General features: G+C 69.9%; 11 protein-coding genes. 10 read left to right on the top strand and 1 reads right to left on the bottom strand.

The window, feature by feature from the left end:
• Nucleotides 1-30 precede the first annotated feature (30 nt).
• The 9 genes from IF00_RS0120735 (at nt 31) to pssA (ending at nt 10,938) form a co-directional block, all read left to right on the top strand.
• Nucleotides 31-1,812, top strand: coding sequence for a 3-hydroxyacyl-CoA dehydrogenase family protein (locus IF00_RS0120735; protein WP_030320149.1), 1,782 nt, complete (start codon nt 31-33; stop codon nt 1,810-1,812).
• A gap of 115 nt (nt 1,813-1,927) precedes the next feature.
• Nucleotides 1,928-2,758 carry a TetR family transcriptional regulator gene (locus IF00_RS0120730; protein WP_030320147.1) on the top strand — a complete coding sequence of 277 codons (831 nt, stop codon included), beginning with the start codon at nt 1,928-1,930 and terminating at the stop codon, nt 2,756-2,758.
• A 421-nt stretch (nt 2,759-3,179) separates the two neighbouring features.
• Complete coding sequence (gene ccrA, locus IF00_RS0120725) at nt 3,180-4,517, top strand: crotonyl-CoA carboxylase/reductase (protein ID WP_030320145.1); 1,338 nt, start codon at nt 3,180-3,182, stop codon at nt 4,515-4,517.
• A 14-nt stretch (nt 4,518-4,531) separates the two neighbouring features.
• Entirely contained in the window at nt 4,532-6,553 is a 2,022-nt protein-coding gene (locus IF00_RS0120720) for a protein meaA (protein WP_030320140.1), read from the top strand.
• Nucleotides 6,550-7,515 carry an HpcH/HpaI aldolase/citrate lyase family protein gene (locus tag IF00_RS0120715; RefSeq protein WP_030320138.1) on the top strand — a complete coding sequence of 322 codons (966 nt, stop codon included), beginning with the start codon at nt 6,550-6,552 and terminating at the stop codon, nt 7,513-7,515. Before IF00_RS0120720 ends, IF00_RS0120715 begins: the two co-directional genes overlap by 4 nt.
• 5 nt (nt 7,516-7,520) lie before the next feature.
• Nucleotides 7,521-8,045, top strand: a complete 525-nt coding sequence (locus IF00_RS0120710) for a MaoC family dehydratase (protein WP_030320137.1) — start codon at nt 7,521-7,523, stop codon at nt 8,043-8,045.
• Nucleotides 8,046-8,047: 2 nt separating this feature from the next.
• Nucleotides 8,048-9,253 carry an acyl-CoA dehydrogenase family protein gene (locus tag IF00_RS0120705; RefSeq protein ID WP_015037484.1) on the top strand — a complete coding sequence of 402 codons (1,206 nt, stop codon included), beginning with the start codon at nt 8,048-8,050 and terminating at the stop codon, nt 9,251-9,253.
• Between the two features lie 169 nt (nt 9,254-9,422).
• Nucleotides 9,423-10,079 carry a phosphatidylserine decarboxylase gene (locus tag IF00_RS0120700; RefSeq protein ID WP_030320136.1) on the top strand — a complete coding sequence of 219 codons (657 nt, stop codon included), beginning with the start codon at nt 9,423-9,425 and terminating at the stop codon, nt 10,077-10,079.
• Nucleotides 10,072-10,938 carry a CDP-diacylglycerol--serine O-phosphatidyltransferase gene (gene pssA, locus IF00_RS0120695; protein WP_030320135.1) on the top strand — a complete coding sequence of 289 codons (867 nt, stop codon included), beginning with the start codon at nt 10,072-10,074 and terminating at the stop codon, nt 10,936-10,938. The genes IF00_RS0120700 and pssA overlap by 8 nt, the downstream gene beginning before the upstream one ends.
• 71 nt (nt 10,939-11,009) lie before the next feature.
• Here the strand turns inward: pssA and IF00_RS47840 are convergent, their stop codons facing one another.
• Complete coding sequence (locus IF00_RS47840; protein ID WP_078944792.1) at nt 11,010-12,011, bottom strand: GNAT family N-acetyltransferase; 1,002 nt, start codon at nt 12,009-12,011, stop codon at nt 11,010-11,012.
• A gap of 58 nt (nt 12,012-12,069) precedes the next feature.
• On the opposite strand from IF00_RS47840, the gene IF00_RS0120685 reads away from it, so the two are divergent.
• Nucleotides 12,070-12,909: an NAD-dependent epimerase/dehydratase family protein gene (locus tag IF00_RS0120685; protein WP_030320132.1), complete on the top strand. Its 840-nt coding sequence runs from the start codon at nt 12,070-12,072 to the stop codon at nt 12,907-12,909.
• Nucleotides 12,910-12,911 lie beyond the last annotated feature (2 nt).

The raw sequence follows: 12,911 nt of genomic DNA, 5'->3' as shown, positions 1-12,911 counted from the left end.
GTCGTCACTCTTCCTCTCAGGAGTCCCCTGATGGACACCCCTCTCTCCACCATCGCCGTCGTCGGTCTCGGCACCATGGGCACCGGTATCGCCGATGTCCTCGTCCGCGCCGGCCGCGAGGTCATCGGCATCGACATCAGCGACACCGCCGCCGCCCAGGCCGTCGCCGCCCTGGAGGCCTCCACCGCCCGTGCGGTGGCCCGCGAGCGGATCACCGAGGAGGAGCGGCAGGACGTCCTGGCCCGCTTCCGTACCTTCTCCGACCTCCAGGCGGCCGCCGAGGCGGACCTCGTCATCGAGGTCGTGCCCGAGTCGTACGAGGCGAAGCAGGAGGTGTTCCGCGCCCTCGACGGCATCGTCCGGCCCGGCACGATCGTCGCCACCGGCACGAACGCGCTGTCCGTCACCCGGCTCGCCGCCGACTCGGCGCACCCCGAGCGGGTCCTCGGCCTGCACTTCTTCACCCCGGTCCAGGCCATGAAGCTGGTCGAGGTGGTCTCCTCCGTGCTGACCGACCCGCGGGCCGTCGATGCCGTCACGCAGCTCGCCCTCGACCTGGGCAAGGAGCCGGTGGCGGTCGGCGACCGGGCCGGTTTCATCGCGGACGGGCTGCTCTTCGGCTACCTGAACCAGGCCGCCGCCATGTACGAGGCCAAGTACGCCTCCCGCGAGGACATCGACGCGGCGATGAAGCTGGGCTGTGGTCTGCCGATGGGCCCGCTGGCGCTGCTCGACCTGATCGGCGTCGACACCGCCCGTACGGTCCTCGAGGCCATGTACGCCGACTCCCACGACCGGCTGCACGCCCCCGCCCCGATCCTCAAGCAGCTGAGCGAGGCGGGACTGACCGGCCGCAAGTCGGGCCGCGGCTTCTACACGTACGAGGCGCCGGGCTCCGGCGAGGTCGTGCGGGACGCGCTGACCCCGCTGGGCTCCGCGGACGCGGCCGGTGGCCGTGAGGTCCGCTCGGTCGGCGTCGCCGGCTCGGGCACCATGGCCTCCGGCATCGCCGAGGTCTTCGCGAAGGCCGGGTACCAGGTCGTCCTCGCCGCCCGCTCCCAGGAGAAGGCGGACACGGCGAAGGCCCGGATCGCCAAGTCGCTGGCCCGCTCGGTCGACAAGGGCCGGATGACGGGCGAGGCGCGCGACGCGACGCTGGCCCTGATCACCCCGGCCGGCACGCTGGACGCCTTCGCCGACGTCGACCTGGCCCTGGAGGCGGTCGCCGAGGACCTGGAGATCAAGCAGGAGCTGTTCGCGCGGCTGGACAAGATCTGCAAGCCGGGCGCGGTGCTCGCCACCACGACCTCCTCGCTGCCGGTCGTGGCCTGCGCCCGCGCCACCTCGCGCCCGCAGGACGTCATCGGGATGCACTTCTTCAACCCGGCGCCGGCCATGAAGCTGGTCGAGATCGTCCGCACGGTGCTGACCGGCGACGACGTCCACGCGACCGTCCGCGAGGTCACGACGAAGATCCGCAAGCACCCGGTGGACTGCGGCGACCGGGCCGGCTTCATCGTGAACGCGCTGCTCTTCCCGTACCTGAACAACGCGATCAAGATGGTCGAGGAGCACTACGCGACCCTGGACGACATCGACGCCGCGATGAAGCTGGGCGGCGGCTACCCGATGGGCCCGTTCGAGCTGCTCGACGTGGTCGGTCTGGATGTGTCGCTCGCGATCGAGCAGGTGCTGCACCGTGAGTTCCGGGACCCGGGCCTGGCCCCGGCCCCGCTCCTGGAGCACCTCGTGGCGGCGGGCTGCCTGGGTCGCAAGACGGGGCGCGGCTTCCGCGAATATGCCCGACGCTGAGCCGGGAGCGGCCGGCTGGGGTGGTCTGCTGAGCCCTCCGGGCACCGTCGGTGCCCCGGGGGGCTCCCCGCCCCCACCTGGGCACACTCCCCCTCCGATGCAGTACGTTCGGACCATGCCCAAGGCCGCGAAGACACCCCGTGCCACGTCCCCGTCCGACGCTCCGGAGAGCGCGGCGGGCACTCGTGCCGCCGCGCAGCGGCTCAAGATGCGCCGGGAGCTCGCCACGGCCGCGATGGAGCTCTTCGCGAGCAAGGGGTACGAGGCCACGACGGTCGACGAGATCGCCGCCCGGGCCGGGGTCGCGCGACGGACGTTCTTCCGGCACTTCCGCTCCAAGGAAGAGGCGATCTTCCCGGATCACGACGACACCCTGGTGCGGGCGGAGGCGGTGCTGAACGCGGCCCCGCCGCACGAGCACCCCCTCGACACGGTGTGCCGGGGCATCAAGGAAGTCATGAAGATGTACGCGGGCTCCCCCGCGGTCTCCGTGGAGCGTTACCGGCTCACGCGCGAGGTGCCGACCCTGCGGGAGCGGGAGATCGCCTCGGTGGCCCGCTACGAGCGGCTGTTCACCCGCTATCTGCTCGGGCACTTCGACGAGCGCGACCACCACGACGGGAACGACGACCCGCTGCTCGCCGAGGTGGCGGCCTCCGCGGTCGTCACGGCCCACAACCACGTCCTGCGCCGCTGGCTGCGGGCGGGCGGGCAGGGCGACGTGGAGAGCCAGCTGGACCACGCCTTCGCGATCGTCCGGGAGACCTTCGGCTCGGGCATAGGCGCGGGCCGGCCGGCCCCCTCCTCGTCCTCCCCGGGGACCACCGAGCCGGCCCCGGCCGTCCGGGCCTCCACCACGGGTGACGTGGTGGTCGCCGTGGCCCGGACGGACGCTCCGCTCGACGAGGTCATGCGCACGATCCAGCAGGCACTGACGAAGAGCTGACGACGCCCCTGCGGGATCAGCCCCCGCCCCTCACTCCACTGCTCACGACGAAGGCCGCCCCTCTCCGGGGCGGCCTTCGTCCGTTTTGACCTGCGATTCGATCGATCATCGCTCACATGTGACCGGCAGATTGCATATGAGTGAAATTGTTGGCACGCAGTGCCTTGTCACGTGACACGGCGTGCCATACGTTGATGGTGTCCGGGCGGTCGGCGCGCAGAGGTCTCCTCGTGCGCCGGCTGTCCCCACAAGCGATCGTGATTGTGCGCCCGGACGCCTGCGTCACAGGCACCCACCGCGCCCACCAGGCGCAGCCCGCAGCACCCCCGCCGAACCGACGGCACACCTCCACAGCAGCAGCCCCAGACGTAACCCTCAGCGCGTCCTCCCCTCAGGACGCCGCACCGCCGGAGGCAACCCCGTGAAGGACATCCTGGACGCGATCCAGTCCCCGGACTCCACGTCCGCCGACTTCGCGAACATCCCGCTCCCCGAGTCGTACCGCGCCATCACCGTCCACAAGGACGAGGCGGAGATGTTCGCCGGGCTCGCCAGCCGTGACAAGGACCCGCGCAAGTCGCTGCACCTCGACGACGTGGCCCTCCCCGAGCTCGGCCCGGGCGAGGCCCTGGTCGCCGTCATGGCCAGCTCCGTGAACTACAACTCGGTCTGGACCTCGATCTTCGAGCCCGTCTCGACCTTCGGCTTCCTGGAGCGCTACGGCCGTCTCAGCGAGCTCAGCAAGCGTCACGACCTGCCGTACCACGTCATCGGCTCCGACCTCGCGGGCGTCGTGCTGCGCACCGGCCCCGGCGTGAACTCGTGGAAGCCCGGCGACGAGGTCGTCGCCCACTGCCTCTCGGTCGAGCTGGAGTCCTCGGACGGCCACAACGACACGATGCTCGACCCCGAACAGCGCATCTGGGGCTTCGAGACCAACTTCGGCGGCCTGGCGGAGATCGCGCTGGTCAAGTCGAACCAGCTGATGCCGAAGCCCGACCACCTGAGCTGGGAGGAGGCGGCGTCCCCGGGCCTCGTCAACTCCACCGCGTACCGCCAGCTGGTCTCGCGCAACGGCGCCGGCATGAAGCAGGGCGACAACGTCCTCATCTGGGGCGCGAGCGGCGGCCTCGGCTCGTACGCCACGCAGTTCGCCCTGGCCGGCGGCGCCAACCCGATCTGTGTCGTCTCCTCCCCCGAGAAGGCCGACATCTGCCGGTCGATGGGCGCCGAGGCGGTCATCGACCGCAACGCCGAGGGCTACAAGTTCTGGAAGGACGAGCACACCCAGGACCCGAAGGAGTGGAAGCGCTTCGGCAAGCGCATCCGCGAGCTCACCGGCGGCGAGGACATCGACATCGTCTTCGAGCACCCGGGCCGCGAGACCTTCGGCGCCAGCGTCTACGTCACCCGCAAGGGCGGCACCATCACCACCTGCGCCTCCACCTCGGGCTACATGCACGAGTACGACAACCGCTACCTGTGGATGTCGCTCAAGCGGATCATCGGCTCGCACTTCGCCAACTACCGCGAGGCGTGGGAGGCCAACCGTCTGATCGCCAAGGGCAAGATCCACCCCACCCTGTCGAAGGTCTACTCCCTGGAGGAGACCGGCCAGGCCGCCTACGACGTCCACCGCAACCTGCACCAGGGCAAGGTCGGCGTCCTCGCGCTCGCGCCCCGGGAGGGCCTCGGCGTCCGCAACCCGGAGATGCGTGCCCAGCACATCGACGCCATCAACCGTTTCCGCAACATCTGAGCCCGGGACCATAGATGACTGAGCGCCAGAAGGACCGGCCGTGGCTCATGCGGACGTACGCCGGTCACTCGACCGCCGAGGCGTCCAACGAGCTGTACCGGCGCAACCTCGCCAAGGGTCAGACCGGCCTCTCGGTCGCGTTCGACCTGCCGACGCAGACGGGCTACGACCCCGACCACATCCTCGCCCGCGGCGAGGTCGGCCGGGTCGGCGTCCCCGTCTCGCACCTCGGTGACATGCGGCGGCTGTTCCAGGACATCCCCCTGGACCAGATGAACACCTCGATGACCATCAACGCCACGGCGATGTGGCTCCTGGCGCTCTACCAGGTGGTCGCGGAGGAGCAGGGTGCGGACATCACCCGGCTCCAGGGCACCACCCAGAACGACATCGTGAAGGAGTACCTGTCGCGCGGGACGCACGTCTTCCCGCCCGGCCCCTCCCTCCGCCTCACGACGGACATGATCACCTACACGGTGAACAACATCCCGAAGTGGAACCCGATCAACATCTGCAGCTACCACCTGCAGGAGGCCGGGGCCACTCCGGTCCAGGAGATCTCGTACGCGATGTCCACCGCGATCGCCGTGCTCGACGCGGTGTTCGCCTCGGGCCAGGTCCCGGAGGACCGCAAGGGCGAGGTCGTGGCCCGTATCTCCTTCTTCGTGAACGCGGGCGTCCGCTTCATCGAGGAGATGTGCAAGATGCGCGCCTTCGGCCGCATCTGGGACAAGGTCACCCGCGAGCGGTACGGCATCGAGAACGAGAAGCAGCGCCGGTTCCGCTACGGCGTGCAGGTCAACTCGCTCGGTCTGACCGAGGCCCAGCCCGAGAACAACGTCCAGCGGATCGTCCTGGAGATGCTGGCCGTCACCCTCTCCAAGGACGCCCGCGCACGTGCCGTGCAGCTGCCCGCCTGGAACGAGGCGCTCGGCCTGCCCCGGCCGTGGGACCAGCAGTGGTCGCTCCGCATCCAGCAGGTCCTCGCCCACGAGTCCGACCTCCTGGAGTACGAGGACATCTTCGCCGGCTCGCACGTCATCGAGGCCAAGGTCGACTCGCTCGTCGAGGAGTGCCTGGCCGAGATCGAGCGGATCCAGGAGATGGGCGGCGCGATGGCCGCCGTCGAGTCCGGCTACCTCAAGTCGCAGCTCGTCTCCTCGCACGCCGAGCGGCGCGCCCGGATCGAGGCCGGCGACGAGAAGATCATCGGCGTCAACATCTTCCAGGCGACCGAGGAGAACCCCCTCACCGCCGACCTGGACACCGCGATCATGACGGTGGACCCGGCGAACGAGGCGCGGGTGGTCGCGGCCCTCCACGAGTGGCGCGACAACCGCGACGAGACCCGCGCCCAGGAATCCCTGGCGACGCTGAAGGCGACGGCTGCCGGTGACGGCAACCTCTTCGCCGCCACCCTGGAGTGCGCGCGTGCGGGCGTCACGACCGGGGAGTGGTCCTGGGCGCTGCGGGACGTCTTCGGCGAGTTCCGCGCCCCGACGGGCGTGTCCTCGGCCCCGGTCGCGGTGACGGCCGAGGCCGGCACGCCGCTGGCCCTCGTACGGGACAAGGTGGCGCGGACCGCCGAGGAGATGGGCGTCGGGCGGCTGCGGCTGCTCGTCGGCAAGCCGGGCCTGGACGGTCACTCCAACGGGGCCGAGCAGATCGCCGTACGCGCGCGGGACGCCGGTTTCGAGGTGGTCTACCAGGGCATCCGGCTGACGCCCGAGCAGATCGTGAACGCGGCCCTCGCGGAGGACGTGCACTGCGTGGGTCTGTCGATCCTCTCCGGCTCGCACGCCGAGCTGGTGCCGGACGTCCTCGACCGCCTCCGCGAGGCGGGCGCGGCCGACGTGCCGGTCATCGTCGGCGGGATCATCCCGAACGCCGACGCCGCAGAACTGAAGCGTGCGGGTGTGGCCGCCGTCTTCACACCGAAGGACTTCGGTATCACGGAGATCATCGGACGTATCGTCGACGAGATCCGGACAGCGAACAAGCTCCACCCCCTTGAAAGTACGGAGGTCCCCGCATGACCAGCCCCGTGAACCGCCTGCGTCCGCGCCGCTCCTGCCTGGCGGTCCCCGGTTCCAACCCGCGCTTCCTGGAGAAGGCCCAGGGCCTCGCCGCCGACCAGGTCTTCCTCGACCTGGAGGACGCGTGCGCCCCGCTGGCCAAGCCCGAGGCCCGGCACACCATCGTGAAGTTCCTGAACGAGGGCGACTGGACCGGCAAGACCCGTGTCGTCCGCGTCAACGACTGGACGACCCACTGGACGTACCGTGACGTCGTCACCGTCGTCGAGGGCGCCGGCCAGAACCTCGACTGCATCATGCTGCCGAAGGTCCAGGACGCCCAGCAGATCGTGGCGCTCGACCTCCTGCTGACCCAGATCGAGAAGACGATGGGCTTCGAGGTCGGCAAGATCGGCATCGAGGCGCAGATCGAGAACGCCCAGGGCCTGAACAACGTCAACGCGATCGCGCAGGCCTCCCAGCGCGTCGAGACGATCATCTTCGGCCCGGCCGACTTCATGGCCTCCATCAACATGAAGTCCCTCGTCGTGGGCGAGCAGCCGCCCGGCTACCCGGCGGACGCGTACCACCACATCCTGATGAGCATCCTGATGGCGGCCCGCGCCAACAACCTGCAGGCGATCGACGGCCCGTACCTCCAGATCCGCAACCAGGAGGGCTACAAGGCCGTCGCGCAGCGCGCCGCCGCCCTCGGTTTCGACGGCAAGTGGGTGCTGCACCCGGACCAGGTCGCCGCCGCCAACGAGATCTTCTCGCCCTCGCAGGAGGACTACGACCACGCCGAGCTCATCCTCGACGCGTACGACTACTACACGTCCGAGGCCGGCGGGAAGAAGGGCTCCGCGATGCTCGGCGACGAGATGATCGACGAGGCCTCCCGCAAGATGGCCCTGGTCATCTCCGGCAAGGGCCGTGCCGCCGGTATGCAGCGCACCGGCAAGTTCGAGATCCCGGAGGCCTGATCCCGATGCAGTTCGGCCGCACCTACGAAGAGTTCGAAGTCGGCGCCGTCTACAAGCACTGGCCCGGAAAGACGGTCACCGAGTACGACGACCACCTCTTCTGTCTGCTGACGATGAACCACCATCCGCTGCACATGGATGTGAACTACGCCGAGAACACGACGGATTTCGGCAAGAACGTCGTCGTCGGCAACTACATCTACTCGCTGCTGCTCGGCATGTCCGTGCCGGACGTCTCCGGCAAGGCCATCGCCAACCTGGAGATCGAGTCGCTGCGGCACGTGGCGCCGACCTTCCACGGCGACACGATCTACGGCGAGACCACGGTCCTGGACAAGACCCCGTCGAAGTCGAAGAACGACCGCGGCATCGTCTACGTCGAGACCAAGGGCTACAAGCAGGACGGCACCCTCGTGTGTGTCTTCCGCCGCAAGGTGATGGTCCCCACCGAGACGTACATCAAGGAGCGCGGCGGCGAGCAGCCCGGCCGCCCCGAGCTGATCGAGCCCGCCAAGAAGACGGAGAAGTAGCCATGGCCCGACTCGCCCAGACCGCCGGGCTCACGGACGTCCAGCAGGAGATCCTCAAGACCGTCCGGGAGTTCGTCGACAAGGAGATCATCCCGGTCGCCACCGAGCTGGAGCACCGCGACGAGTACCCCCAGCAGATCGTCGACGGGCTCAAGGAGCTCGGCCTCTTCGGTCTGATGATCCCCGAGGAGTACGGGGGTCTGGGTGAGTCGCTCCTCACCTACGCGCTGTGCGTGGAGGAGATCGCGCGTGGCTGGATGTCGGTCTCCGGCATCATCAACACGCACTTCATCGTGGCGTACATGCTGAAGCAGCACGGCACCCAGGAGCAGAAGGACTACTTCCTTCCGCGGATGGCGGCCGGCGAGACGCGTGGCGCGTTCTCGATGTCGGAGCCGGGCCTCGGCTCGGACGTGTCGGCGATCACGTCGAAGGCGGTCAAGGACGGCGACGAGTACGTCCTGAACGGCCAGAAGATGTGGCTGACCAATGGCGGAACGTCAACGCTGGTCGCCGTTCTCGTCCGAAGTGACGAAGGACACCCGGAGGGCACCGCCCCCCACAAGTCGATGACGACCTTCCTCGTCGAGAAGGAGCCCGGCTTCGGAGAGGTCCGCCCCGGCCTCACCATCCCCGGGAAGATCGACAAGATGGGTTACAAGGGCGTCGACACCACCGAACTCATCATGGACGGACTGCGCATTCCGGCCAATCGGGTCCTCGGCGGGGTCACCGGCCGAGGGTTTTACCAAATGATGGACGGCGTCGAGGTCGGCCGCGTGAACGTGGCGGCCCGTGGCTGCGGTGTCGCTCAGCGTGCCTTCGAGCTCGGTGTCTCGTATGCCCAGCAGCGTCACACTTTCGGCAAGGCGATCGCCCAGCACCAGGCGATTCAGTTCAAGCTGGCCGAGATGGCTACCAAGGTCGAGGCCGCTCATGCGATGATGGTGAATGCAGCACGCAAAAAGGACTCCGGGGAACGAAACGACCTCGAAGCAGGGATGGCGAAGTACCTCGCCTCCGAATACTGCAAGGAGGTCGTCGAGGATGCCTTCCGCATTCACGGCGGCTACGGGTTCTCCAAGGAGTACGAGATCGAGCGTCTCTACCGTGAGGCGCCGATGCTGCTCATCGGTGAAGGTACCGCCGAGATCCAGAAAATGATCATTGGTCGTCGGCTGCTCGAGGAGTACCGATTCCAGGGTTGATTGTCGGTTTTGAGTCGTTTCGGCCGCGAAGAAGATCACACCCTGTGTTCGTCTTCCGGCCGTCGACTCGGTTCCTGGCTTACCCAGTTGCGTCCCGCAACCGATAGCATCGAGGGAAAGCCGCCGTCCCCCGTTGCCAGTGCGGCATCATCCGCTACGAAGGTCATCCATGCCCCACAGCCAAACCTCTGCACACCGCGACAGCCTCACGGGCGTACGCCTCGCGCGCGGAGCATCGCCGTGGCTTCTGCCGACCGTCGCCACCGCGGCGCTCAGCCTCGTGCGCGCGCGCAAGTCGAGGCGGGCCGCGGCCATCGCCGTGCCGACCACCGCGCTCGCGGCCGGCATGCTGTGGTTCTTCCGCGACCCCGAGCGCGAGATCGCTCAGGGCCGGGTCATCTCCCCCGCCGACGGTGTGGTGCAGAGCATCATGCCGTGGAAGGACGGACGCACCCGGGTCGCCATCTTCATGAGCCCGCTGAACGTCCACGTCAACCGCGCGCCGCTGGCCGGCACCGTGACGTCCGTGGAGCACGTTCCCGGCGGGTTCGTCCCGGCGTTCAACAAGGAGAGCGAGAACAACGAGCGCGTTGTCTGGCACTTCGACACCGAGCTCGGCGACATCGAGATGGTGCAGATCGCGGGCGCCGTCGCCCGGCGCATCGTGCCGTACATCCCGCAGGGGACCAAGGTCGAGCAGGGTGACCGCATCGGTCTGATCCGCTTCGGTTCGCGCGTCGACATCTACCTCCCCGAGGGTGTCGAGGTCGCCGTCGAGGTCGGCCAGGCCACCACAGCGGGGGTGACTCGCATTGACCGTGATTGATCCCGACACACGGGCCGCCGACTGGGTCGCCGGCACCGATGCGGAAGGGGCCGAAGAGGCCGAGGAGATGCCGCTGTCGTTGAGGCTGTCCATAGCGGACGCCCTCACGCTCGGTAACGCCACGTGTGGGTTCATGGCGGTGTACTTCACCACCACGGGCATCCTCATCCCGCACCTCACGGGCAGCACGGAGACCGGCATGGCGCGCAACAGCGCCGCCACCGCCGTGATCCTGATGCTGGCCGCGGCGATCTTCGACCTGTTCGACGGCATCGTGGCGCGCAAGCTGCGCTCCTCCCCGATGGGCGCCGAGCTCGACAACCTCTCGGACCTGATCAGCTTCGGTCTGGCACCGGCCTACTTCGTACTCGTGTACGGCATGGTCACGCCGGGCGCGCAGCAGAAGGTCTCGGCGGTGGCCGCGATCGTGGTGCTGCTCGCGGTGGTGCTGCGACTTGCGAGATTCTCCTGCGTGACCATGAAGGACGGCATGTTCCAGGGCATGCCGAGCCCCTTCGGCGCGCTGACGGTGGTCTCGATCGTGCTCCTGGAGCTGCCGTTCATCCCGACGCTGCTCGCGATCATCGGTGTCGCCTGGCTGATGGTGAGCCGGGTCGAGTACCCCAAGCCGCGGGGCATCCTCGCGGTGGCGATGCTCAGCTGGATCGTCGGTGCGATGGGCATGCTGGCGGCCTGGGCCTTCGACGCCCCGGGCGGACAGTTCCTGCTTCAGACCGGGTGCGCGCTGCAGGTCGTGATGGGCGCCGTGATCCCCCTCTTCGCGACGGCCCGTCGAGTGAACACCTTCCGCGGCAACCGGCGTGAGAGCCGGGAGGCGCGGGCGGCGCAGCTGCCGTAGCGCACGCGGCACACGGACAAGAAGGGCCCCGGAGGCGATCTCGCCTCCGGGGCCCTTTCCGTTCCCCCGGGCTAGCCGAGGCGCTTGTAGTAGAGCGTGGTCGCGCGCAGGACGCCCGCCGGGTCGGCGGCGAAGTCCGGGATCGTGCCGGCGGCCGTCCAGCCCGCGCCGCGGTAGAGGCGCTCGGCCGGGCTGTCGGTCTGGGTGTCCAGGACGAGCAGGGTGAGGCCGGTGGCGGCGGCGTGCGCCTCGGCCGTTGCCAGCAGCCGGTACCCCAGGCCCCTGCCCCGGGCCGAGCGGTGCACCAGGAGGCGGGCGATCTCGCCCCGGTGCCTGCCGTTGGCCGTGCCCCCGCGGACGAGGGTGACGACGCCGGTGAGACTTCCGTCGGGGCCGTGGGCCGCCCAGACGTCCCGGGCCCCCTCGGCCGCCTCCCCGGCGACGCGCGCCCACCAGGCGGCCGCCTCGGGGGCCTCCAGGGGCGCCAGGAAGCCGACGGAGGCACCGGAGTCCACGGCGTCGAGGAGGAGCGCGGCGAGGCCGGCGGGGGCGTGGGCGCGGACCTGGTCGGGGGTGAGCCGCTCGATGACGTCGAACCGCTTCTCCAGGCACAGGAGGTCGGGCCGCTCGTCCCACGACGCGACGGTCTCGAAGCCGAGGCTCCGGTAGAGGGCGAGCGGCTCCTGCCGCCAGGACCACACCGTGAGGCGTACGGCGGGTGCTCCCGAGGCCGCGGCGCGGCGCAGGGCCTCCGACATGAGGGCCTGCGCGAGGCCCTTCCGCCGTGCTTCCGGCGCTACCCAGAGCCGCTTGATCTCGGGCGCCCGGCCCCCGTAAGGGGCCTTGAGGACGACGCAGCCGGCCGGGAGGTCCTCGCCGGGCGGCGTGGCGAGGAGGACCGTGTCGGCGGTGAAGACGGCGGCCGGATCCTCGACCTCGGCCCGGTATACGGCGGGAAGCTGGGAGACCGCCTCCACCGCCGTGCCTTTCTCGGCCTGGTTGACCAGGTGGTAGGCGGCCAGCAGGTCAGCGAGGCGGGGGTGGGAGCGGTTCTCCTCGATGCGTGCAGTCATGGGCCCGAGCTTCACACCGCGATGTTTCGGGCACGTGAAGATCTCCTACGCTGGGCCCATGCGTGTACTGGTAGCGGGCGCCACGGGCGCCGTCGGCCGTCAGCTCGTGCCGCGCCTGGAGGCGGCCGGCCACGAGGTCGTGGGTCTGTCCCGGCGCGGGCCGAACCCCGTGGACGTCCTGGACGCCGGGGCGGTGCGCCGTGCGGTGGCCGAGGCGGCGCCGGACGCCGTGGTCCATCAGCTCACGGACCTGGGCGGGGCGGACGGGGCCGCGAACAACCGCGTACGGATCGAGGGCACCCGGAACCTGGTGGACGCGGCACGACGGGCGGGCGTCGGCCGGATCGTCGCGCAGTCGATCAGCTGGGCGTACGCCCCCGGCGACGGACCCGCCGACGAGTCCGTACCGCTCGACCCGACGGACGAGGCGCCCCGGTCACGGATCGTCGCCGGGGTGCGGGCCCTGGAGGAGACGGTGGCCGAGCTCCCCGAGGCGGTCGTGCTGCGGTACGGGATCCTGTACGGACCCGGCACCTGGTACGCCCCGGGCGGCGCCGTGGCCGCCGCGCTCGCCGGAGACCCGGCGGCCCGCTTCCTCGGGAGCACGGCGGCCGACGAGGCGGTGAGCTCCTTCGTGCACGTGGCCGACGCGGCCGACGCGGCCGTACGTGCTCTCGCGTGGCCCCCGGGCGCGTACAACGTGGTGGACGACGAGCCCGCGCCCGGCCACACCTGGCTGCCGGTCCTCGCGGAGGCCCTGGGGGTCCCTGCCCCGGCGCGGAGCGAGGGCGGGGCGCCCTGGGCCCGGGGTGCGGTGAACGACCGGGCCCGTGCCCAGGGCTGGGCCCCGGCCCACCCGTCCTGGCGGACGGGCTTCGCGGACCGGGACCCGGGCTGACG

The organism is Streptomyces flavochromogenes, from assembly GCF_000717595.1.
GTDB lineage: Bacteria > Actinomycetota > Actinomycetes > Streptomycetales > Streptomycetaceae > Streptomyces > Streptomyces flavochromogenes.
Note: the sequence above shows the minus strand (reverse complement) of the source record. Positions and strands in the feature narration are given on the sequence as shown.